At 41.6% G+C, this 257-nt stretch carries 1 protein-coding gene; it reads left to right on the top strand.

Going from position 1 to position 257, the window contains the following annotated elements:
* Positions 1 to 257 (top strand): hypothetical protein (locus Q5762_RS38950; RefSeq protein WP_315897047.1); only part of this gene is annotated, 257 nt, incomplete at both ends.

Genomic DNA, 257 nt, shown 5'->3' with positions numbered 1-257 from the left:
AAAATGGGAAAATATTCCAGGAACAACTGGATGATTATCCTTCTGCTATTGAAGTGTATGAAGAATTGCTGAAACGTTTTCCGCGCGCCGCTGAAGCAGAAGAAGCAGGTTTTAACCTGATCCAGTGTTACCGTAAAACCAATAACCTCGCGGCAGCCGATTCATTACAAAATGTTTTCGCCAAAACTTTCGCAGACAGTAAGTTTTTGAATGCTGCTACATTCAATAAAAAGGATCCCGCAGAACTTACCTATGCC

It is taken from the genome of Streptomyces sp. P9(2023) (assembly GCF_032436795.1).
Classification (GTDB): Bacteria; Actinomycetota; Actinomycetes; order Streptomycetales; family Streptomycetaceae; genus Streptomyces.
This window is presented reverse-complemented; position numbering and strand designations above follow the sequence as displayed.